Annotated in this window: 15 protein-coding genes and 1 pseudogene; 5 read left to right on the top strand and 11 right to left on the bottom strand. The window is 55.8% G+C overall.

All coding sequences use genetic code 11. From position 1 onward, the window contains the following. Positions 1 to 52: 52 nt before the first annotated feature. The 7 genes and pseudogenes from ACQY4Z_RS14780 to ACQY4Z_RS14750 form a co-directional block, all read right to left on the bottom strand. The gene (locus ACQY4Z_RS14780; protein WP_428522469.1) at positions 53 to 1,291 is read right to left on the bottom strand and encodes a phenylacetate--CoA ligase family protein; all 1,239 of its coding nucleotides are present in this window, start codon (positions 1,289 to 1,291) and stop codon (positions 53 to 55) included. A 26-nt stretch (positions 1,292 to 1,317) separates the two neighbouring features. Continuing rightward, entirely contained in the window at positions 1,318 to 2,172 is an 855-nt protein-coding gene (locus ACQY4Z_RS14775) for an ABC transporter ATP-binding protein (protein ID WP_008196185.1), read from the bottom strand. A gap of 54 nt (positions 2,173 to 2,226) precedes the next feature. Then, positions 2,227 to 3,555 carry an ABC transporter substrate-binding protein gene (locus ACQY4Z_RS14770; RefSeq protein ID WP_428522467.1) on the bottom strand — a complete coding sequence of 443 codons (1,329 nt, stop codon included), beginning with the start codon at positions 3,553 to 3,555 and terminating at the stop codon, positions 2,227 to 2,229. Between the two features lie 107 nt (positions 3,556 to 3,662). Further along, positions 3,663 to 4,738: pseudogene (locus tag ACQY4Z_RS14765) on the bottom strand (branched-chain amino acid ABC transporter permease). A 4-nt stretch (positions 4,739 to 4,742) separates the two neighbouring features. Continuing rightward, on the bottom strand, positions 4,743 to 5,696 hold the full coding sequence (locus ACQY4Z_RS14760; RefSeq protein ID WP_428522465.1) for a branched-chain amino acid ABC transporter permease: 954 nt from the start codon (positions 5,694 to 5,696) through the stop codon (positions 4,743 to 4,745). A gap of 13 nt (positions 5,697 to 5,709) precedes the next feature. After that, positions 5,710 to 6,537, bottom strand: a complete 828-nt coding sequence (locus ACQY4Z_RS14755) for an ABC transporter ATP-binding protein (protein ID WP_428522463.1) — start codon at positions 6,535 to 6,537, stop codon at positions 5,710 to 5,712. After that, positions 6,534 to 8,519, bottom strand: coding sequence for an AMP-dependent synthetase/ligase (locus ACQY4Z_RS14750; RefSeq protein WP_428522461.1), 1,986 nt, complete (start codon positions 8,517 to 8,519; stop codon positions 6,534 to 6,536). Before ACQY4Z_RS14750 ends, ACQY4Z_RS14755 begins: the two co-directional genes overlap by 4 nt. A gap of 166 nt (positions 8,520 to 8,685) precedes the next feature. On the opposite strand from ACQY4Z_RS14750, the gene ACQY4Z_RS14745 reads away from it, so the two are divergent. Beyond that, the gene (locus ACQY4Z_RS14745; protein WP_428522459.1) at positions 8,686 to 10,728 is read left to right on the top strand and encodes a PAS-domain containing protein; all 2,043 of its coding nucleotides are present in this window, start codon (positions 8,686 to 8,688) and stop codon (positions 10,726 to 10,728) included. After that, the gene (locus ACQY4Z_RS14740; RefSeq protein ID WP_409694451.1) at positions 10,725 to 11,468 is read left to right on the top strand and encodes a response regulator transcription factor; all 744 of its coding nucleotides are present in this window, start codon (positions 10,725 to 10,727) and stop codon (positions 11,466 to 11,468) included. The genes ACQY4Z_RS14745 and ACQY4Z_RS14740 overlap by 4 nt, the downstream gene beginning before the upstream one ends. A gap of 85 nt (positions 11,469 to 11,553) precedes the next feature. Here ACQY4Z_RS14740 and ACQY4Z_RS14735 read toward each other — a convergent pair whose 3' ends face one another. The 3 genes from ACQY4Z_RS14735 to ACQY4Z_RS14725 form a co-directional block, all read right to left on the bottom strand. Beyond that, positions 11,554 to 14,220 (bottom strand): TRAP transporter large permease subunit, encoded by a 2,667-nt coding sequence (locus ACQY4Z_RS14735; protein WP_428522457.1) that lies wholly within the window; start codon positions 14,218 to 14,220, stop codon positions 11,554 to 11,556. A gap of 21 nt (positions 14,221 to 14,241) precedes the next feature. Beyond that, positions 14,242 to 15,276, bottom strand: coding sequence for a TRAP transporter small permease subunit (locus ACQY4Z_RS14730; RefSeq protein WP_428522455.1), 1,035 nt, complete (start codon positions 15,274 to 15,276; stop codon positions 14,242 to 14,244). A 79-nt stretch (positions 15,277 to 15,355) separates the two neighbouring features. Beyond that, positions 15,356 to 16,456 carry a TRAP transporter substrate-binding protein gene (locus ACQY4Z_RS14725; RefSeq protein WP_428522453.1) on the bottom strand — a complete coding sequence of 367 codons (1,101 nt, stop codon included), beginning with the start codon at positions 16,454 to 16,456 and terminating at the stop codon, positions 15,356 to 15,358. A gap of 189 nt (positions 16,457 to 16,645) precedes the next feature. Here ACQY4Z_RS14725 and ACQY4Z_RS14720 point away from each other — a divergent pair, with 189 nt between their 5' ends. The 3 genes from ACQY4Z_RS14720 to ACQY4Z_RS14710 all read left to right on the top strand — a co-directional run bounded on the left by ACQY4Z_RS14720 (position 16,646) and on the right by ACQY4Z_RS14710 (position 19,510). Further along, a complete protein-coding gene (locus ACQY4Z_RS14720) occupies positions 16,646 to 18,007 on the top strand; it encodes a cache domain-containing protein (RefSeq protein ID WP_209179893.1) in 1,362 nt (453 codons plus the stop codon). A 7-nt stretch (positions 18,008 to 18,014) separates the two neighbouring features. After that, on the top strand, positions 18,015 to 18,683 hold the full coding sequence (locus tag ACQY4Z_RS14715; RefSeq protein WP_040452569.1) for a response regulator: 669 nt from the start codon (positions 18,015 to 18,017) through the stop codon (positions 18,681 to 18,683). Positions 18,684 to 18,751: 68 nt separating this feature from the next. Then, the gene (locus ACQY4Z_RS14710) at positions 18,752 to 19,510 is read left to right on the top strand and encodes a gamma-glutamyl-gamma-aminobutyrate hydrolase family protein (RefSeq protein ID WP_133951287.1); all 759 of its coding nucleotides are present in this window, start codon (positions 18,752 to 18,754) and stop codon (positions 19,508 to 19,510) included. 41 nt (positions 19,511 to 19,551) lie between these two features. Here ACQY4Z_RS14710 and ACQY4Z_RS14705 read toward each other — a convergent pair whose 3' ends face one another. Next, positions 19,552 to 21,471, bottom strand: coding sequence for a DUF1007 family protein (locus tag ACQY4Z_RS14705; RefSeq protein WP_428522450.1), 1,920 nt, complete (start codon positions 21,469 to 21,471; stop codon positions 19,552 to 19,554). Positions 21,472 to 21,677: the final 206 nt, after the last annotated feature.

The raw sequence follows: 21,677 nt of genomic DNA, 5'->3' as shown, positions 1-21,677 counted from the left end.
ACCGGCGCAGATGATCTTTTCTTAACAGAGACCCACCAGGCGACTGGCAGCCTTAGCCGTAGTCGCGTTCGTCAGCGATGACCTTCCCGTCGTTCGGCAGCGTCCCAGGAGACACAAGTTCCACATCTCCCTTCAAACGGGTTACATCCCGCAGGGTATCTGCAACACGCTCAGCAAGCCCGTTGCCCATAACCTCCGTCTCGACAGACAGCTTCATGGCATCACTGGCCCCTGCACGGCTGACAGACAAGCGCGCTTTCTTGACTTCCGGGTGGCTACTGAGGATTTGGGCGATTTGGGACGGGTCGACGAACATACCTTTAATTTTGGTCCGCTGATCGGCCCGTCCCATCCACCCGGCCAGCCGCATGTTGGTCCGCCCGCAGGGCGACTGACCAGGCATAACCATCGACAGGTCCCCGGTTCCAAACCGGATCAAGGGGTAGAGGGGGTTGAAGTTGGTGACCACAAGCTCACCGACTTCGCCATCGGCAACCGGCTCTCCGGTTCCCGGGCGCACGATCTCAACAATATAGTCCTCATTGACCACCATGCCTTCGCGCGCTTCGGTCTCATAAGCAATGACACCAAGGTCAGCCGTCGCATAACACTGCGCAACGGATATGCCTTTGGATGCATATTCCTCACGCAAGGCCGGGAACAAAGCTCCGCCGGAGACCAGCGCAACCTTGATGGAGGACATGTCCCGGCCCTGCTCTGCCCCACGGTCGAGGAGAACCTTGAGGTAGTCTGGTGTTCCCGTGAAACCGGTCGGCTTCAATACTTCAATCGCTTCCACTTGCATATCCGTGTTGCCAACACCGGCAGGAAACACAGAGCAGCCCATCGCAATCGCAGCCTGATCCAGGATGAAGCCGCCAGGTGTCAAATGGTAAGAGAAGGCGTTGAGAATGGTATCACCCATCTTGAAGCCTGCAGCGTGCAACGCCCGCGCCCCGTTCCACGGATCCAGACCGGGTGCTTGAGGTTCCCAGATCGGTCCAGGCGACATGAAAACGCGCGCGGCCGTGACACCGTTTTGCGATAGGAAGCCACCAAACGGAGGAGCCGCTTTCTGCTTCTCGAGCATCTCGGATTTGCGCAAGACCGGTAGTTTTGCAAGCGCCGCACGGTCTGTCACGGAATGCGCATCGACACCATTCAATTGCGCCGCCCACCCTGGGGCAGACTGCATGGCGCCACTCAGTTGCTCCGGTAGCCGGGCAAAGAGCTCCTGTTCGCGCTGAGCAGGGCTTTGCTGCTCGCGCGCTTCATATGGTTGATTGCTCATGGTCGTCTCCGCCTGTAAGCCCTTGTTTAGGCCAGCCAGCGCTTTCTTCGTTTGTAGTGTTTGACGTCCTTGAAGGAGCGGCGTCCTTCGCCGCCAACACCAAGGTAGAATTCCTTGACGTCTTCGTTCTCCAGAAGGGATTTCCCAGCCCCATCAAGAACAATCCGTCCGGATTCCATAATATAGCCGTAGGTTGCGTATTTGAGCGCAACGTTAGTGTTCTGCTCAGCCAAGAGGAAGGAAACACCTTCGTTTTGGTTGAGCTTGCGAACAATTTCGAAAATCTCTTCCACGAGCTGCGGCGCAAGGCCCATGCTCGGTTCATCCAGCAGGATCATCTTCGGCCGGCTCATCAGGGCCCGGCCAATGGCGCACATCTGCTGCTCACCGCCTGAGGTGTACCCCGCCTGGCTCTGGCGGCGTTCTCTCAAACGGGGGAAATAGTCATAAACCATCTCCAGATCTGCCTTGACCGCAGCGTGCCCGTCCTTGCGGGTGTAAGCACCTGTCAGCAGGTTTTCTTCAATTGAAAGGTGACCAAAGCAGTGCCGGCCTTCCATGACCTGAATGCACCCGCGGCGGACCAGATCATTTGGAGACAGCGCTTGAACTTCTTCCCCTTCAAACAGGATCTTGCCCTTTGTCACATCTCCGCGCTCAGCGCCGAGCAGATTGGATATGGCCTTCAATGTGGTTGATTTGCCGGCGCCGTTCGCCCCGAGCAGAGCCACGATCCCACCCTTCGGCACAGTCAGGGACACGCCCTTAAGCACCAGGATCACGTGGTCATAAATCACTTCGATATTGTTGACCGACAGGATCGTTTCAGCCGGCTCAGCGGCAGCCTCCGTGTTCGGCGTTTCTACATCCAATAAAGCCATTCCGTCCTCTCCTGAGAGGCTCCGCCGCAGTGGTGCGGCGGAGCGGGCTGCCAATCAGTTCGGGCAGGGTTCAGTCCGTGCAGGCCACGGAGCGTTTTTCTCTGCGTATTCTTTGGCCGCAGCTTCGATAAGCGGACGAACGACGTCGGTCATCGGTTCAATCCAGCCAGATGCCTGCTGCCACTTTGTGCCGGTCCACTCTTGAACGAACACAGGATGGCTTCCGGAGTGGTCTTCACAGGTCACCTTCATCGGATGTGCAAAACCTTTAAGGCCAAGTTCCGCAAGACGAGCTTCGTCAAGGTTCAAGGCTTCCAGACCCATCCGCATATCTTCACCGGTGATCACTTTCTTGCCGGTCAGTTCCTGAGCAGTACGAATGCCTTCGGCAACGATCACGGAGTTCAAGACACCACGGTTGTAGAGCGTCTGACCCAGTGTCTCGCCGTCCGTGGAAGACAGACCTGCGTCAATGACATACTTCTGAATGTCATCCAGAGCCGGGAAGTCACGGCCAACGCCAGAGAAGTTCAGAGCCTTGTAGCCTTTAGCGTCCTGACCGCCTGCAGCCGCATCGTCATCGCCTGCGGACCACCACACACCAATGAACTTGTCCATCGGGTAACGTATCTTGACGGCTTCCTTGATCGCGGTCGGGTTCATTGCGCCCCAGCCCCACATGATCATGTAGTCCGGACGGTCACGGCGCACGTTCAGCCACTGTGAGGACTGGTTCTGCATTTCCTTAAGACCAACCGGGTACTTCAGGAGTTCAAAGCCATGCTTTTCTGCGAGCTGTTCCAGAAGCGGGATCGGCTCACGGCCGTAGCCGGCATCCAGGAAGATGTAACCGATCTTTTTGCCGTTCAGATTGTCCAGCCCACCTTCCTGTTCACCAATGTATTTGATGACCACGGAAGCACCGTCCCAGTATGTGTCCGGCACATTGAAGACCCAAGGGAATGTGTTGCCATCTGCGGCCGCAGACAGACCGTAACCCATGGAGAGAACCGGAATCTTGTCAACGCTGGCCTTCGGGATCAGCTGGAGCGTGATGCCCGTTGAATACGGGTTATAGACCAGCGCGCCTTTGCCTTTGGTCGCTTCGTAGCACTCCACGCCTTTTTGCGCGTTGTAGCCGGTTTCGCACTCTTCGAGGGCCAGCTTGACACCGCCGATACCACCATCGCGCTCATTGAGCATTTTCAGGTAGTCGTGCATGCCGTTGGCGATGTGAATGCCTGAAGCTGCAAACGGACCGGTCCGGTAAGTCAGCAGCGGAACATAGTTGGTGTCTTCGGCCTGGGCGACAGGCGTCATAGCACCCGACAAGCCCACACCGACGGCAACAGCTGTTCCCAGAGCAAGTTGCTTGAAGTTCATTTTGTACTCCTCCCATGCGGACCGGACGATCCGGTACCGCCAGACCAGTGACGCCATTCCTCCCCGGACTGGTCCAAGTCCGGATGGCGGGTATAAGGCTGGCCGCCTTAGTACGGGAACGGCCAGACCCTGAGCTTTTGTTTCCCGATCTGCCACAGCCGGGCAAACCCGTGCGGCTCGACGATCAGGAAGAAGATGATCAATGCACCGACGATCATGAAGGTGACATGCTCGACCGCTTCTGCTGCCACGTCAAATCCGAGAACACCCGGAATGAACTTCAGGAAGACCGGCAGGATCCAGATGAACGCTGCGCCCATGAAGGCGCCTGCAAGGCTGCCCAAGCCACCCAAGATCACCATGAACAGCACCTGGAAGGACAGCTGGATGGAGTAGGATGACGGCTCAGCCGCGTTGAGCCAGAAGAACACCATCATCGCACCTGCAACACCGCAGATGTAAGACGACACGGCAAAGGCCACAGCTTGGTTTGCAAGGGGCGGATGCCCATCAGTTCCGCGGCGATGTCCATGTCGCGGATCATCATCCAGGACCGTCCGATCCGGCCGCGCAAGACGTTCGCCATCAACATTGCAATGCCGACGGTGATTGTCAGAACGATGAAGTAACGCACCAGTGGAGACGATTCCGCGCCTGAGACAACGACACCGAAGGCTTCACGGTGCGGGATTTCGATCGCTCCGGACGCATTGTAGTTGTAGAGCCACCCAATGCGGATGAAGCACCATTCCAGAAAGAACTGGGCCGCCAGTGTGGTCACGGCCAAGTAGAGGCCTTTGATACGCAAGCTCGGAAGACCAAAGATTGCGCCAACCCCGGCGGAGAACACACCGGACAACAACACCATCAAAATGACGTTGGCGTCCGGGAAGATGGTTGTCAGTTTGTAGGCAGCATAGGCTCCGACACCCATGAAGGCCCCGGTACCGAGTGACAACTGCCCACAGAACCCTGTCAGAACGTTCAGCCCGATCGCCGCCAGCGAAAACACCAGGAACGGGATCATGATGGACGTCAGAAAGAAGTCGTTGGCAAAGAACGGAATGGCGACAAATGCGATCAGCAGGATTGCCGCAAGACCGATCCGGTCCTGACGGATCGGCATAAGCGCCTGGTCCGCCTGGTAACTTGTTTTGAATTGGCCAGCTTCGCGATAAAACATGGTGTCAAACCCGCTCGATGATCTTTTCGCCGAACAGCCCTTGAGGCCGGAACAGCAGGAAAATGAGTGCGATGATGTAGGCGAGCCACGACTCAATGCCGCCGCCGACAAGACCACCCCAGTAAAGTTCACCGATCTTTTCGCCGAACCCGATGATAAGGCCGCCAACAATCGCGCCCGGGATCGAGGTAAAGCCCCCGAGGATCAAGACCGGCAAGGCCTTGAAGGCGACGATTTCAAGCGCGAAGGAGACGTCGGAGCGCGCGCCCCACATGATCCCCGTTGCTAGCGCAACCAAGCCTGCTGCGAACCAGACAATTGCCCAAATTTGATTAAGCGAAATGCCGACAGAAAGCGCTGCCTGGTGATCATCGGCAACAGCACGCAAGGCCCGGCCAATACGCGTCTTGTTGAAGAAGATCCCGAGCGACGCCACCATGATGACCGCGATCACGGCCGCCGCAATATCGATGTGCTGCAGGATAACCAGACCGCGTTCACCAAATTCGAATGCCGTTGAGCCGGTTGGCAGGCCAAGTTCCTGAGTGATCATCTGTTTCGGCTCACCACCGAAGACAAATTCACCAAACCCAATCAGGAAGTAGGTCAGGCCAATGGTCGCCATCAGCAAGATGATGTCCGGCTGATTGACGAGCGGGCGCATCACGACCCGTTCCACACTATAGGCCAATACACCCATGACACCGATGGTCAGCAACAACGCCAGATACGCCGGAACACCATTTTCATGGAGCCCCACGAGTGTCAGACCGGCAAACACCACCATGATACCCTGGGCGAAGTTGAATACTCCGGAGGCCTTAAAGATCAATACGAAACCCAATGCAATAAGCGCATACAGGATCCCGGCAACAAATCCTTCCCAAAGCACCTGCAGGAAAAAGTTCGGCATCTGGTACATCTGGACGAAGGGATCAATGAAAATATCGTAGAGCATTTGGTTCCCCCCGTTAGTGGCTCACACCGAGATAAGCGTCGATAACGGCCTGGCTGGCCTGAACTTCCTCGGGAGGACCGTCCGCGATCTTCTTGCCGTAGTCGAGCACGACAACACGGTCGGAGAGATCCATGACAACACCCATATCGTGTTCAATCAGGGCGATGGTTGTTCCAAATTCCTGATTCACATCGATGATGAAGCGGCTCATGTCTTCTTTTTCTTCCAAGTTCATGCCGGCCATCGGCTCGTCCAGGAGTAGAAGATCCGGTTCCATGGCAAGCGCGCGGCCAAGCTCAACCCGCTTTTGAAGGCCGTATGGCAAACGGCCGACAGGGGTTTTACGGATCGCCTGGATCTCAAGGAAATCGATAATGTCCTCGACCTTCTTGCGGTGCTCGATTTCTTCCGCTTCTGCCGGACCTCGCCAGAGCATCTGCCAGAAGAAGTTCTTGTGCATCTTCAAGGACCGGCCGGACATGATGTTGTCCAGCGTCGTCATTCCTTTGAACAGCGCAACGTTTTGGAAGGTCCGGGCGATGCCATTGCTGGCCGCCTCATACGGTTTCATCTTCCGGCGCACTTTGCCTTGCCAGGTAATTGTGCCTTCCTGGGGATGGTAGAACCCATTGATAACGTTCAACATTGAGGTCTTGCCGGCCCCGTTCGGACCGATGATGGCGCGGATTTCCCCTTTCAGGATGTCGAAAGAGATGTTGGTGATCGCTTTCACACCGCCGAACGACAGGGACACGTTGTCCACGCGCAGGAGCTCTTCACCCGCAGCAGGTGCTCCAGCGACAGCCGGAGAAAGTACTTTCTCTGAGACTAGAGCATTCATTCGGCTGCCTCCTGGAACCCTGCTCCGGGCTCGTAGATCTTCATGTCGCGAATTTCGACAGTCGCCTCAATGGCGCCCTTGCGCCCGTCTTCGAAGGTGACTTCTGTACGCACGTGTTTGCTGGTCGACCCGTCATAGAGCGCCTCGATCAACGGGGCATACCGGTCTGCGATGAACGACCGGCGAACCTTCTGCGTCCGTGTCAATTCGCCATCATCAGCGTCAAGTTCCTTGTGCAGGACGAGGAAACGCTTGATCTGAGCACCCGCCATCATCGGTTCGCCGGCAAGGTCTCGGTTGACCTGATCTACGTGACTTTCGATCATCGCATAGACTTCAGGGTTGGACGCCAGTTCCTGGTAAGACGCATAGTTGACGTTGTTCCGTTCAGCCCACGACCCGACCGAAGTCAAATCGATGTTGATGAACACCGTCACCATGTCCCGCTCATGACCGAAGGCAACCGCCTCTTTGATGTTCGGGAAGAACTTCAGCTTGTTCTCGATGTATTTTGGAGCGAACAAAGCTCCGTCATTGAGTTTGCCGACGTCCTTGGCCCGATCGATGATCTTGAGATGTCCGTTGTCTGCAATAATGCCGGCGTCGCCCGTGTGCACCCAGCCGTCTGGTGTCTTGGTGCTGGCTGTCGCCTCATCGTTCTTGAAATAGCCGACGAATACGCCGGGTGAGCGGTACATGACTTCGCCGTTGTCGGCAATTTTGATCTCAACATCCGGTGCCGGTTTACCCACCGTGTCACCATAGATCTCACCGTCCGGCTGAAGGGTGATGTAAACGCTGGCTTCGGTCTGGCCATAAAGCTGCTTGAGGTTCAGCCCCAGTGAGCGGAAGAACTGGAAGATCTCCGGACCAATCGCTTCACCTGCAGTGTAGCCAACTTTCAAGCGTGTTAGACCCATGCGGTTTTTGAGAGGGCCGTAAACGCAGAACTCGCCGATGTTATAAAGAAGACGGTCGCCAAACGAGACCTGCTCACCGTTCAAGATTTTCTCGCCGACTTTCCGGGCAACACCCATGAAATAGTCAAACATCTTTTTCTTGAATTTACCGGCGTCTTCCATCTGGACCATGATCCGGGTCAGCAGATTTTCATAGACGCGCGGCGGGGCGAAGAAATATGTTGGCGCGATTTCGAGGCGATCTGTATCGATCGTGTCCATGCTTTCCGGGCAGTTCACGCAATATCCGGCCGTAAATGCCTGCGCGAGCGAAAACACGTGATCGCCAATCCAGGCCATCGGTAGATAGGCCAGAACCTCTTCCGTCTCATCGAGGTTATCGAACGCATTTCCGTTGCGTGCCGATATTACCAAGTTGTCAAACGAAAGCATGACCCCCTTCGGACGCCCAGTGGTTCCGGAGGTGTACAACATCACCGCAATGTCGCTGCCTTGATACCCTGAGAACCCGTTGACCCATTCGGCTTCCAGGCCGGAGTTCTCAGACAACTGTTTCCGGCCGATTTCCTGAACCGTGTCGAAGAAGTGCAGATGATCCTGCTGATAGTCGCGCAAGCCACGAGGATCGTCATAAATGAGATGCTCCAGCGACGGAACTTCATCGCCCATGCTGAGCAGCTTATCGACTTGCTCCTGATCTTCGACCACCGCGAACCGCACTTCCGCGTGGCCGAGGACATATGCCATCTCTTCCGCAACAGAATCGGAATAGACCGGCACTGGCACCGCGCCGAGGGCCTGCGCGGCTACCATCGACCAGTACAGGCGCGGCCTGTTGGCCCCGACAATAGCGATCTTGTCCTTGGGTTTCAGACCCAATGACTGAAGTCCGATTGAAAAAGCACGGATTTCATCAAGCACCTCAGACCAGGTCCAGCTTTGCCAGATCCCCCGATCTTTTTCCCGGAACGCCGTCCGAGATCCGAATACCTTCCCATTGCTTAGAAGGATTTTCGGAAAGGTGTCCTCCGCGCGCTGTCCAGCGCTGGCCGACCCTACCATAGATGTTTCTTCCCTTAGAAGGCGCCCCGGTTATCCGAGGTCGTTCTCATGCTGGATATGAAACTACCTAGTGCCATCCCATTCAACCAGAATCTGGTTTGTCGAACGGACAAAGGCTTGTTCCACTTCCAACGCCTTCACGCTAATTCGGGTGGTTTGCAGCAGTATGTTCAAATCTTATCGAAATGTTGCAAGTTCGCTGCGGGTGCGAAACAAGGCAGTAGCCAAAGCCTCCATCGCACCTTACTGTTCGGATATGGAGGAGACCAAACAACTCAAAGCGCAGATCGACCTGCTGCAGGCGGCTCTTGATCATATAAATCAGGGGTTTACCGTCTTTGACAGCGACCTTCGCCTGGTCGCTTGGAACCGCGGATTGTACGACATGCTGGACATGCCGGAGAGCATTGTGCGGCGCGGTTCTCACCTGCAAGATTTTATTCGCGTAAATGCCGAACGGGGCGAATATGGCCCGGGAGACATCGAAGCCAAGATTGAACGCCGGATCGAACGCGCCAAGCTTTTCGAGCCGCATTATTTCGAACGCATCCGCCCAAACGGTCAGATCATTGCGGTTTCCGGGACGCCCCTCCCCCAAGGCGGGTTCGTGACGATTTACTCGGATGTCACCGAAGAACGTCAGCGGCAGGAGAAACTCGAACGAACTGTCGAAGAAAGAACGCACGCCTTACAGCAGAGTGAGGACTGGCTGCGTCTTGTGACGGACAACATCCCGGCCCTCATTGCGTACCTTTCGCCAGGGCCGGTTTTCAGGTTTGCAAACCGCAGATATGCGGACTGGTTCGGCCATTCCATCGTCTCAATTGCTGGGCGTCCAGCGCGGGATATTGTGGGCGACGAGCTGTTTGCAGAGCTTGAACCGCATATCAATCGCGCCTTTGAGGGCAATGCGGTCAGCTATGAGTATCAAAGGGAACGCCTGGATGGCACGATGGCCTATATGCGATCGACGCTCATCCCCGACATGACTGTTGACGGGCGGACTCTCGGAATATTCGTTTTGTCCCTTGATGCCAGCGATCAAAAAGCAGCGGAAGCGGCGCTGGTCCAATCCCAGCGAATGGATGCCGTCGGCAAACTGACCGGGGGATTGGCGCACGACTTCAACAATCTCCTGGCCATTATGATGGGCAATCTTCTTACGCTTGGCCGGATGGAAACACCTGTTGGTAAGGAAGCGCTCGACAGCAAGGTCACCCCGATGCTGGAAGCCGCTAAACGTGGATCTGACCTGATCCAGCGCCTATTGGCCTTCAGCCGTGGCAAGCCGGTCGATCCGCAAAGGGTTCCGGTCGCCGATGTGATCGGGTCAGCGGCGCGACTGCTTGAAGGCTCCCTACCATCTTCCATCTCACTTACCATAGATGCCGAAGATCGCAGCATTGGCGCATTGATCGATCCGACCCAGATGGAAACGACGTTCATCAATATGGCCTTCAACGCGCGGGATGCGATGCCGAATGGTGGCTCACTCTCCATCGGTTTAAAGGCAACTGATCTGGGTTCTCAACAAGCTCAAGAATTGTCGGTGCCGGCGGGAGAATATGCCGCGATAACCGTTGCTGATACAGGCAGCGGTATGGATGAAGACAGCCAACTCAAAATCTTTGAACCCTTTTTTACGACCAAGGCTTTCGGCACTGGCAGCGGGTTGGGTCTATCAATGGTTTATGGCTTCATTCAGCAGTCCGGCGGTGCGATTCAAGTACGCAGCAAGCTGGGAGAAGGCACCGCACTTACAATCTACTTGCCGCTTGTCAGGCTGCAAGACGCGGGTGACATCGGCGAAAGCGAAGACAAAGCATCCCTAAAATACGGCTCAGGAGAACTGCTTCTGCTGATCGAGGATGATCCGGATGTGAGCGAAACCATCGCTGATCAGCTGCAGAACCTCGGGTTCGCGATATTGAAGGCGGAAAATGCGGAAGATGCCCGTCAACTCGCGCTGGACCTGCCGGAGCTGCGTGCAGTTTTGAGTGACATCATCATGCCAGGGCAAACCAACGGTTTGAAGCTTGCCCGTGAAATACGCCAGAACCGGCCAGAGTTGGGGATCGCTTTAATGACTGGGTATGCGGATTGGTCGGCACTCGCAGACAACAACAGCAGTTGCGAATTTCCTGTTTTAGCTAAACCTTTTAACGACTACCAACTCGCGGAAACACTCCGCAAAATACTGCAACCATGACATCAGAACGCTCTTCGCACTCAAAGCCTTTGGCAACGGGAAAGACCCGCGCATTCATCGTCGATGACGAACCGGAAATCGGTCGTCTGTTGATTGAGGCGATGCAACCCTTCGATATGGAAGGTGAGGTATTTTCAACTGCAGCGCAGATGCTGGCCGCTCTTGAGGCAGAAACACCAGACGCTTGTATTGTTGACCTTGGCCTCCCGGACATGGAGGGCATGGCCTTGATCAATGAGATTCGCCGGCACTCGTCCGTGCCAATCATTGTCTTGTCCGCGCGTGCACATGCCACGGACCGGGTCCTCGGTTTGGAACTCGGCGCGGACGACTACGTGGTCAAACCGTTCGACCCGAGGGAAGTCGTGGCACGGATCCGGTCCATTCTCCGAAGATTGGGGGGCGAACCGATCCGCGCTGCCAAGAAAGAAGAAACCGCGTGCTTTGCAGACTGGAGTTACATACCGTCTTCCCACTGCCTAACATCTCCGGAGGGGGAGGAAACCTTTCTGTCGACCGGGGAAGCAACACTCCTGGAGGCACTATTGCGAGCACCAAAGCGGGTACTCACCCGGGATTACCTACTTGAACACGGCGGCCGCGATGAAAGCCTCGACCGGTCCATCGACGTTCGCATTTCGCGTATCCGCAAGAAACTGAACAGGAAAGACGGCCCTGCGCACATCCGGACGATTTACGGGTCCGGTTACATGCTGACCTGCGATGTGAAGTGGGATTGAGCTCAGTCCCCAACGCAGAGCAACCGCCCATCCAAACAAAAAAGCGGGGAGATTTCTCTCCCCGCTTTTTTCGTTTCTGTTTAACTCAGAAGCTGAGCGAAATGTCTCTGTGATCGGAGAGACATCCAGCGACTTCCAGAGCCATTGCGTCCGGCAAGCGGTCCCGCTGACGCAATCCGATGTTGGTGCCAACCGCAGCGTCATACGCCTCCAGTTGGGGCAACAGCTCCGATGCCGCACGTTGGCGCCAGGCAAGATCGGCTTGGACAGCAGCAATCGACTTGTCGATCTCCGCAATCGCCTCTTCCGCGTTGGGTGTCCGGCTCCGCATGATCTTGCGGGCTTCCGTCAGGCCCTTGCGAATATCGCTTGTGCCTTCAGCGGACCCGACCTTGGATCGCATCGCAGCAATTGCCTCCACCGCGGCTTCCGGTTCCAACTGGGTAACCTGCTCTTTCAAAGCCTCAAGTTCAGCTTCGAAACTGGCGACAACGTCGACATCTCGCAGGATTGCCTTCAGCTCGAGCACTGGCTCATAGGCCTGGTCCGCATTGCGGCGGAAGGTCAAGCGGGCTGTGTTCTCGGCCTTCTGGATCTGAGAGAAGGTCGCGTATGTGTCGTCCCATTCCTCAGGGATCTGAGCCAGGAGCGCATCATGCTCAGCCTGGAGAGTGTCGATCCGTGCCTGAGCCCGTTCGCCTTGCTCTACCGTATAGATGCCTTCCGGACCAGACCGGCTGACGACCACTTTAAGCTCTTCGATCGTCTCGTCGATGCGGCGGGCATCCCGCTCTAGAGCCCGAACCAGGCCGTGGATTGGGCGGTAGTCGCCCGCAGCTGCTGCTACCGCCGCCTCTGCGTCCTTGATCTCCTGCATCAGCGGGAGTGCGTTCTGCGCTTTTTCAAAGCCTTCGGCCAAGTCTTCACGCAGGTCCTCCGGCAGATAGCTCATGTCCAAGTTTGCCGTCGACTGGATCGTTGCAAGAATGCCATCACCATTCTGCTGGAAATCCTCGTGAACGATTCTTTCCATGCAGTATTGAAGACGCGGGTTCTTTGGTGGCGGCGCAGTCTCCGACAACAAAGTCGAACGGTTCGGAAGATAGTTCACGAGCTGCGGATTGAAGCCCACGATCGCGAGCGCGACGAGCTGCAATGCAATGAACGCGATCACGCCCTTGTACATATCGACCGTCTTCACGATCGCAGGCGCAACCCCGCGCAAGTAGAACAGCGCAAATCCAAATGGTGGTGTCAGGAAGGAGGTCTGGATGTTCAGACCGATCATCACACCAAGCCAAACAGCCGTGACGTTTGCAGACGGGTCAGCAAGCAGGATCGGTGCAACAATCGGCACGACCACAACCGCAATCTCGATGAAGTCGAGAAAGAAGCCGAGGATAAAGATCACCAGCATGACGATGAGGAATTGCGCCCAGAAGCCGCCAGGCAGCCCCTGCAGGAAGTCCTTCACAAGGTCTTCACCACCGAAGGCCCGGAACGCAGATGTCAGCATCGCCGCACCAAGCAAGATGATAAAGACCAGCGACGTCGTCTTCGCGGTTTCGACCATCACACCACGGAGGGTGTCTTCCAACTTCAATGTGCGCCAACCAGACCAGAAGATCGCAATCAGCAGCAACGAGACGGCAATCAGAGCCAACACAAGCCCAAGAAGGTCCTGGCTTGTCTGGATCAACTTGATGTTCACGGCACCAATGAAGCTGATCACAATGGCAATCGCCAGCAACGCCACGATCGCGATGATCGCAGGAGTGTATGCCCCCTTCTCACCATCACGCAGCCTGTACCCAGCCATGATCATGGCGCCGACAGCACCGATCGCGCCAGCCTGGTTCACAGTCGCAATACCCGCAATGATCGAACCCAGAACCAGGAAGATCAGGGCCAGCGGCGGAACCAGGGTAATGAAAACCTTCACTGCGAACTGGCGTGTAAACGTGCCTTCCTCATGCACTGCAGGTGCAGCGCTTGGCTTCAGAAGTGCGAAGCCAAGGATGAACAGCATGTACAGCCCAACAAGGACGAGGCCTGGCAAGAACGCGCCGAGGAACATCTCGCCGGCACTGGTCGACACGACCGAGAAGTCGGACGGCATCGAAAGTTCGCCAGTGTTGTCCTTGTAAAGCGCCTGCCGGATCGACCCGGCCTGGTCGACCGCACTTGCGAGCTGGTCAGCCAAAATGATCAAAACGATGGATGGCGGGATGATCTGTCCGAGCGTACCCGAAGCCGCGATCGTACCCGTTGCCAGCGGCACCGAATAATTGTTCCGCAGCATTGCCGGCAAGGAGATCAGACCCATCGCCACAACAGTCGCACCAACGATGCCTGTTGTTGCCGCGAGCAGCGCGCCCACGAACACAACGGATATGCCGAGGCCGCCCGGAACCGGACCGAACAGCCGGGCCATGGTTACGAGAAGATCCTCAGCGATCTTGGACCGCTGGAGCATGATGCCCATGAACACGAAAAGCGGAATCGCTATGAGCGTATCTCGTTCCGCTTCCCAGTAGATGCCCCGGAAGTTGGTAACACCGGCACTTAGCCACTGAGCGGCGCTGCCGGAGTGGAAGAACGCGTCCGCCCCACTGCCGAAGAGCGCGCCGGCACCGGCTGCAAGTCCGATTGTGATGATTGCCGCGCCTGGAAGGGCGAATGCCACCGGAAAACCGCAGCCAAGCGCAAACGCCATGATCACGACAAGAAGAAGAAGGAAGAAAAGTTCCATATCAAACGATCTCGTCTGGCTCTAGTTAACAGGGTGGTTTTCGTGATCCCGGCCGCCGGGTTCGCCGCGAATGTCGGCGATGGCGTCCAGGAAATAGGCCACGAATTGGATCATCATGGAGGTGGCAAACACTCCCAGAAAACCGGCCATGAGGTATTTCACGTAAAGACCAAATCCTGCCTGTGTCACTTCGTAGGCCAGGATCGGGCTGTTGATGATGTTCTGTTTTCCGCCCATGCCAAGAACAAGGATCGTCGTGCAAAGGCTCATGCCCAGTACAACCGACCCGATCGCGTTGACGTAGCCTTTGGTCTTCGGTGACATCCCGGCATAGAACACATCGACTCGAACGTGCCCTTCTTCAAGCAGCGTATAGGCACTCGCGAACAGGAAGAGTGCTGCGTACCAGAAACGCACCAAGTCTGCGAGGAAGGCCTGCTCGTAGGAGAACACAAAACGGCCGATCACGATCGCAAGCTCGGCGACAACAACCAGCAGTGCGAGCCAAGTAAACCCAAGCGTTCTTGTAAAGGCGGCGATCACGATCGACAGGGCGATCAACGGCATGTGGACGTAGGCGCCGCGGAACCGCGACTTGCCAAGCTCATCTGCGAGATCCTGCCCAACAATTCCCGGCAACAATTCTTCGATCCGCAAAAACGAGATTGCACTGTCCACCAATCCAACGATCAATACCGCAAAAAATGCAGCCCGGATTATGAAGGTATTGATGTTGCTGATCCGCGCGCTGTCGACGCGCAGCGGTGTTGTACTCCGCATCACATAAACGAACACGGCCGCCAGAAAACCGGCATAAACAGCCAGCTGCAGCCAAGACCAAACGATCGGCAGCGACCCGTTTGCAGCACCACCATAGATGGGCGCAATGCCGGGTAAGTCTTGCCAATATGTAAGGTAATTGTTCAACAGATATGCGGCCATGATGGCCAGTACGCCCCAACCGAACAGGCGGAAAGAACGCGCGCTTTCTGGTGTTGGTCCCGTGCCGGTATTCATGGCTGGAGATCCGTCTTGAACACTGTCCAAGGCAGTCATCGTGGCGGAGCCTTTTTTATCGTGTCAATAAAAAGAAGGGACGGGAAGTTTCCCGCCCCTATCCGTAGAAGAGCATCGCTTATGAAGGGATGCCCAGCACGCGGTTCCGCTTGTTGCTGTATGCAACGTCGGAAATCGCCATCCAGCTGCCGATGTCCTTGCGGGCATTGATGAAGCTTTCGAAGATCTTCTTGGCCATCGGAGAATGGTCCATTGCCTCTTCAAGAACTTCCTGAGCTGCTTCACCGAACGCATCATAGATTTCGTCGTTGAATTCACGCAGCTCAACGCCGTGCTCGTTGATCAGACGGTTGAGGTAAACACCGTTGTTGGCGTTTGTCTCAGCCATGGTCAGGGCGTTTTCTTCGTTACAAGCCGCCGCGATGATCGCCTGATCGGTCGCGTCAAGTGTATCCCACCATGCCTTGTTGATGCCCATGGCCAGCTGTGCGCCCGGCTCGTGCATACCCGGATAGTAGTAGTACTTCGCAGCTTCGTAGAACTTCATGAAGTAGTCGTTGAACGGACCAACCCACTCAGTCGCATCAATTGCACCTGAAACCAGGTTTTCGTAGATCTGGCCACCCGGAAGAGAAACCGGAGATGCACCGAGTTTCGCCATGACGTCACCGCCCTGGCCAGGAATACGCATCTTCAGACCTTTAAGGTCGTCAGCTGTCTCGATTTCCTTGTTGAACCAGCCGCCCATCTGAACGCCTGTGTTACCCATGGCGAAGTTCTTCAGGCCGAATTCACCTGCAAGCTCATCCCACAATTCCTGACCGCCGCCGAACTTAATCCAGGCGTCCATTTCAGTGTAGGTGAGACCGAACGGAACAGCAGTAAATGCAGCCCAACCCGGGTGCTTACCTTTCCAGTAGTAGTCTGCGCCGATGTAAGCTTGCGCGTTGCCGGAAGCAACTTCATCGAAGGAGTCGAAAGCACCAACGCGTTCGCCAGCGGCGAAGTACTGAACGTTGATGCGGCCTTCGGTCAGCTCTGCAATGCGAGCCGCGAGGCGCTGAGCCGGAATACCAAGACCCGGGAAGTCCCGCGGCCAAGTTGACACGATGACCATGTCCTTGGTGCCCTGCGCGATGGCCGGAGCCGCAAGAGCAGAACCTGCAGCGATACCACCAGCACCAAGACCAGCTTTTTTGATAAACGAACGACGATCCATTAGTTTCCTCCCTAAACGGACCTGATATCGGACCGGAATACACCCTTGCACCGATCTCGCCGTATGTCTAGTTGACCAAGCGGCACTGATGCTATTCGTGGTTCTGCGCATCTTTTCAGTAGTACTACTGAATTCCACGCAAGAGAGTGCTATTAGGGCGCAGGTTCGCGCAATATGAGGAACAAGTGGGTGACGTTTAAGACAAAATTGCTGCTGATCACGATCCTGCCACTGATCGCTGTTTCGTTGCTGATCGGCGGCGTCAGCTATTATCAGTCCAGCGCGCTGATTGACGCAGAGACCCGTTCCGTTGAAACGCGGATCCTGGCCGCAAAACGCCAGGAAATCCGGAATTACGTGAGCCTTGCGCTCACGTCGATTGAACAGATCTATGAAAACGAACCGGACGGAAGGCAGGCTGCTCAAGCTGAGGTCAAGGAGATCTTGAAGAATCTGACCTTTGATTATGACGGCTATTTTTTCGTCTACACGCTGGACGGCACCAACGTTGTGCACCCCAAATTACCGCAGCTCGTCGGTAACAATTGGTGGGACTTGCAGGATAAGACGGGCGATTTTGTCATCCAGAATCTGATCAAGGCTGCGCAACAGGGCGGCGGCTTTCATCAATATGTCTGGCACAAGCCATCGACCGGAACGGTAGAAGAAAAGCTCGGCTACGCCATTCTGCTGGACAAATGGGGCTGGATGCTCGGAACCGGTCTTTATACCGACGATATTGCGAAGGAAATTGCTGCCATACGAGCCGATTTTGCCCGCAGCATCCGTCAAACACTTTTCGTGATTTTTTTGATTACGCTGGCCGCGATCATAATCGTTGGCACCTTGATCGCAGCCGTCAGATTCTCTGAGCAGCGCTTTGCCGACACGCGTTTGAAGGCCTTGACCAACCGGATCCTTGAAGTTCAGGAACAAGAACGCAAACGCGTTTCCACCGAACTTCATGACAGTATATCGCAGCTGTTGGTTTCCGTGCGGTATGGGCTTGAATTGATCCATAGCGAAGCCAACCAAAACGCGGACCTTCAGGCCCAAGCTGCAAAATGCCTGAACATCATCGACGGAACCATTACCGAGGTTCGCCGTATCTCCCGGGACCTGCGGCCAAGTGTTCTGGACGACATGGGGCTGGCCGCAGCGCTCGGGAGTCTTGGCAAAGAGTTCCAGGCCCAATCGGGCATCACCGTCAACGTCGAGGCAGAACGATGCCACGCCCGCTTGTCAGAAGGCGCAAAGACATCACTTTATCGCGTTGTGCAGGAGTGCATGACAAATGTGGCCCGTCACGCTGAAGCCGGGGAAGTCAACATCTCCCTGACCGTCGGCGCGCGCACGCTTAAGCTGCGGGTTGAAGACGATGGGATTGGACTGCCTTATCCGCTGCCAAAAACTGGTGGCCTGGGTTTCCGGAACATGCGCGAGCGTATCGAAACATACGGCGGCAAATTATCCATGAGCCGCGGCAAGTTCGGCGGCACACAAATCGACGTTGAAATGCCTCTCGACAACGCCACTGCAATGGCTGCATGATATGAACATGACAGTTCACTCACCTAACCTTGAGCCAATGACCAAACCGATACGGGTTTTGCTGGCCGATGATCATGCCCTTGTCCGCGACGGGATAAGGGCCCGGTTGAACAAGGTTCCGGAAATCGAAGTTGTGGGCGAAGCAACGAATGGCCGGGAAGCTGTTAAACTGGCGCATGAACTCCGGCCGGATGTCCTCTTGATGGATGTCTCGATGCCGGTCATGAACGGCCTTGAAGCCGCTGCGGAAGTTCGCAAATCCTTCCCGGAAATCGCGGTGCTGATCCTGTCGATCTATGACAACTCTGAATATGTGCGCGGCGTTGTTCAAGCCGGTGCCCGCGGTTACATCCTGAAGGATATTTCGGCCCCTGAAATGATCACTGCGATCTCGAGTGTGGCGTCCGGCGGATACTATTTCTCCTCTGCGGTGGGGCCGACACTTGTAGGCACCGCAACCTCCGCTCCGATTGAGGATCCCTATGGATTGACTGACCGCGAGCGCCAGGTGCTCACAGCAATTGCCAAAGGCCTGCCGAACAAGGAAGTTGCCAAGAGCCTCGGGATCAGTGTGCGGACGGTTGAGTCCCATCGCCTAAACTTGCGGGAGAAGGTCGGCAACAAGAACGCAGCGCAGCTCTACAAGGTTGCACAGGATCTTGGATTGCTCGATTGATCGGCAGGCAGTATCACTCTCTTCTGATCTCGTAACGTTCTGTCCAGACAATCTGATAAGGCAAGACCATGTCCAAACCGCTGGTTCTCGTGACCGCCGATGTCAAATCCATCGATGGCTTCAACTGGCATGCAACCATCTCCACCTATTTGCAGGCGGTTCTAAAAGGCGCAGACGCCATACCCATGATCCTGCCGGCTCTTGGAGCGGACCTGGATATCGATGCGGCTCTGGACAACGTAGATGGAGTTCTGGTGACCGGATCGCGGTCGAATGTAAATCCGCAACTCTATGGACAAGAACCGACAGAAGCCAACGGGCCTTATGACCCGGACCGCGACGCGACCACATTGCCGCTCATCAAGAGGGCTGTGGAACGCGGCGTTCCGGTATTCGCGATTTGCCGCGGTATGCAGGAGATGAATGTAGCCTTTGGCGGGACACTATTGACCGAGGTTCAGGAGATTGAAGGGCGTAAGGACCACCGGCCGCCGACATCAGACAGTCAGGACGAACGTTTCCGTATTGCTCATACCGTCGAGATCAACGCAGGTGGCCCGTTGGAAACCGTCCTGGGCGAGGAACCGTTTGAGGTGAACTCCCTCCACCGGCAAGCGGTCGGGGAACTCGGCAAAGGGCTTGTGATCGAAGCCAAAGCGGAAGACGGCACGATTGAAGCCATGACCATCAAGGATGCGCCTGGCTATGTAATGGCCACCCAATGGCACCCGGAGTACTGGGTTATGACCGACGGGCCCTCCAAGAAATTGTTTTCAGCTTTTGGAGACGCCGTTCGCACTTACAGGCAAAAAAGGCTGGCACTCTAAGCGCCAGCCCGAATTCTCTTTCTTTCGGAACAAATCAGTCCCTATCCCCAGCCGACAGCGGCGATCAAAAGGGTAATCCCGAGCAAAAATACCACTGCGGCGCCCAGTATCTCGATTGTACGGTGCACTCTGATCGCCATGGGGCTGCCTTCGCCGAAGAGGCGGACGGCCAGATCCTTGGCCGAGACGGCAAGCCCCGCCAGAAGCGCAACGGTAATCCCCGTACCGACGGCCATCGCAAGCGTTGAGGCAATCCCGGCAGCGATCATGCCTTGCGACAAAGCAAAGACCAGCACGACAAGCGCACCGGTGCAGGGCCGCAAGCCCACGGCCAAGATGATGGACACGGCCTTGGACAGCGTGATCTTGCCCTGAAGCATATCCGGTGTCGGTGCATGGGCATGTCCACAACTGGAGCACACACCATCCGGGCCGATGTGATGGTCATGGTCGTGATGATGGTGATGACCGTGGTGGTGGTGATGATGATCGTGGCCATGATGCCCCCCAGCGTGGGCACCGGCAAAAGCAAGCCCCTCGTGGGCCTGACGGTTCACCATGCTTGCCAGAACGGGTTTTCCCGCCTTTTGCCACAAGAGCCAGGCGCCCAGCGCTGTAATCAGCACATAAGACCCGATCTCGAACCAGCGCGCCGTATCCTGAATAGCGATACTGGTGAGATTGAACACAACGGCAAGCCCGCCCACCAGAACGATCGCGGTAACTGCTTGAGCGAACGCGGAGGCGAAGGAAAGTATAATACCTTTCTTCAAGGTTTCGTTGTTGGCGACGACATAAGACGTGATGATCGCCTTCCCATGCCCCGGACCTGCCGCGTGGAATATTCCATAGGCGAAGGAAAGGCCGACGAGCAGCCAAAACGCATTCGGATTGGTCCGGAAAGACCTCAAGCTCGCGACCAGCTTTTGATAAAAGTCCTTCTGCATCTGGGCAATCGATCCGAAAATCTGGTCCATCAAACCCGGCTCTATCGTGATCGTCTGCTGCGTTTTTTGCAGAACATCTGAAGCCCGGGACATCGGCTCTGTACCCGGGCCTTGCGCGATTGCGTTTTCAATTGCTGATGCCGCAGTCTCTGGAGAAGCATCTCCTGCCGCAGGTTGTTGTTCTGAAAGCTCTGAAGCGTTGGGAGCGGCGGCTACTTGAGCAGTAGCCCCACAGGTGACAATCATCTGGTTGACTTGTGTCGCGGCGGCAGATTGCAACTCGGGCGGCAGGTCTCTCTGATCCGGTCCAATTTGAGCGAGAGCATATGCCGTCGCATCATCAAGCGGCGGCGGTTCCTTGCGCGTGATCTGACACGCGCCAGGCGCATTTACTGTTCCGAGTGCGCTATCCTCTTGGCCGAACCGGAAATCGACGTAATAAGTCGGATCATAGACATCAAGCGTGATTGGTGCAGACGCATCACTCGGATCTTTCAGCGGCAACGTGAAATGCAGCTCAAGGAGCTTCACATCCTCCGGCATTGTGCCGCCGTTCATCTGAATATCTTCGGCGATCGCCTCAAAGTCCTCTGGCTTCATGACCCAGTAGTCTTCGAGTGCGACAGTCTTCACCTCAAGCCAGTAGTCGGTCGGCGTTGCGAAATCCAATTCGATGCGCGTGTTGTCGCCAAACGTGAAATAGCCGAAATCAGCCATACTCTCGACATTGACGTCAGCCAGTTCGGCAAGCTCTTCCCGAGAATAGATGCCGTCCTGATTGGTATCGAAGCCCTGAATGGCAAAGGCTGAAAACGCGTCATCGAAGCGGAAGATATGCCGGACGGCGACAGCATCACCGTTGTCATCGAAGACAAGGGAAGAGCGCGCCTCCACGAAGACATGCGGGTGCGCCTGAGCGCCGGTCGCGCCAAACATCGCAAAACCAAATACCGCAAGGAGCAAGACTGCCCTGGCGTTCATCAAGTTCCACGCGCGAACGATTTGCTGACGCACTTGTTGCTCCTGCTCGAATCCCTGAACCTTAATATAGCGCAATCGGGTTGTTGTCCCAGAAGGCGGCAACAAGATGACCCAAACTGTTCGCAGCCGCAAAAACGAAATGAAAAATTTTTCACAATAGCTCTGAGAAGCAGGAAAGAACCTTCACCTATTAGCATTCAATTGAGTAAGAAAAGCAGCAAATTTCAGAATGCCTGAAT

Source organism: Roseibium sp. (assembly GCF_965276855.1).
In the GTDB taxonomy this organism is placed as follows: Bacteria; Pseudomonadota; Alphaproteobacteria; order Rhizobiales; family Stappiaceae; genus Roseibium.
This window is presented reverse-complemented; position numbering and strand designations above follow the sequence as displayed.